This window comes from Streptomyces boluensis, from assembly GCF_009908195.1.
Lineage (GTDB): Bacteria > Actinomycetota > Actinomycetes > Streptomycetales > Streptomycetaceae > Streptomyces > Streptomyces boluensis.
On the sequence record NZ_JAAAHS010000700.1, the window covers coordinates 1 to 1,554 of the forward strand.

The following is a 1,554-nucleotide window of genomic DNA, read 5'->3' on the forward strand; positions in this document are numbered from 1 at the left end:
GTCTCAATACGGCCAACTTCCGGGTTTTTGCGGAGTGGTGGGGTTGCGGGGCCGCCGTCATCGGCACGCGCGCAGGTGACGGAGGAGGCCAGGGACGGACTCGTCTGCCGTAACGCCACTGATCAGTGCGACCTCGTGTCGCACCACGCCGCTTGATGCTGCCTGTCAACCAGGTAGCGAGCCGCGTCCAGCGTCGCCCGGTCGGAGTAAGGCTCCGGCTGCCCGCCCTGCCCCGGAGTCAGGTCGTACCGGCAGCAGCGGGCGGACAGCCTCCACTTCCGCGTCCGTCGTGTCCGACGGATTCCGCCGAACATGGTGCGGGTAAGCGGCCGCGATTCCGAGCCGGTGGGCGACACAATCACACGACGGGGCAGCCGAGTTGAACTCCACCGGCGCGAGCGCGTACAACGGCGGGAATAGGGCCTCCTCGATCTCGGTCGACTTCGCAAACCCGAGCTACCAAGAGGCCCTGACTTCTTGCCTGCAGCCGACGGCGATCACTCGATCGAGTCTCCCGTTCGACGCACACATCTCAAGTTCGGTAAAGACAACAGCTACTCAGGCCGAAATCCGGTTGGGGTGGACGGCACCCGATGAAACCACGTACAGGAGGCCCATGTTGAGCACCTGCAAATCCGAACTCACCAAGCCGCGCGACCTGGATGACGTGCCCGGCTGGTTCAATCCGCTCGATCAAGCCCTGTTCGCGTTCTTCCTCGAGGAGACGGCCGACCGGCCGGGCGATCTGCTCGAAATGGGCTGCTACCTCGCCAAGGCCACCATCGTCATGGGCCGGCACCAGAGGGACGGTGAGACATTCACCGTCTGCGACCTCTTCGGCGACGAGGCGCAGGGGCGCTACAGCCGTAAGTCAACGCTCGACTACTACGAGAAGACCCTCTCGCTGCGTGCCTTCGAGAACAACTACCTCGCCTTCCACGAGAAGCTGCCCGAGATCGTGCAGGCCCGCACCAATGTGCTGGCCGATCGGATCGCCAAGGACAGCTGCCGATTCATCCACGTCGACGCCTCGCACTTGTACGAGGACGTGTGCGTGGACATCGACACCACGCGGAACATCCTGCGCCGGGACGGCGTCGTCTCCCTCGACGACTACCGCAACGACCGCACTCCGGGCGTCGGCGCGGCGGTCTGGGAGGGCGTGTTCACCAAGGGCATGCGTCCGGTCTGCGTCACGCCCAACAAGATGTACGCCACGTGGGGCGACCCGAGGCCGTTCCAGAAGCGGCTGCGTGAGTGGGCCAAGAACGTGTCGGGCTGCGTCGTCGCCGAGGACATCATCGACGGTGAGGTGATGCAGCGGCTCGCCGGCGAGGGGCTGACGTTTGTACCCAAGCCCCGCGGCTCGGCGTTCAAGCGCGTCGCGCGTGACGTGCTGCCGCCCGTGGTGACGCGGGCATTGCGGCGGGCCAGGCGACCCAAGTAGACGTACCCCCGCGACGGCTGGGCCCCGGCCTGACAAGCCGAGGCCCCAGGGGGCCCCATGGCTTCGTGACTTTCGTGACTTCGGTCAAGGGGTAGCCGGGGTTGGCG

1 protein-coding gene is annotated in these 1,554 nt (G+C 66.1%); it reads left to right on the plus strand.

Translation table 11 applies throughout. The annotated features are described in order from the left end of the window. The first annotated feature begins 616 nt into the window (after positions 1 to 616). Positions 617 to 1,447, plus strand: a complete 831-nt coding sequence (locus GUY60_RS37570) for a class I SAM-dependent methyltransferase (RefSeq protein ID WP_161705979.1) — start codon at positions 617 to 619, stop codon at positions 1,445 to 1,447. Positions 1,448 to 1,554: the final 107 nt, after the last annotated feature.

Excerpts from the sequence above, each read along its gene's own strand:
- GUY60_RS37570 (WP_161705979.1), top strand. The coding sequence starts at position 617 with ATGTTGAGCACCTGCAAATCCGAACTCACCAAGCCGCGCGACCTGGAT.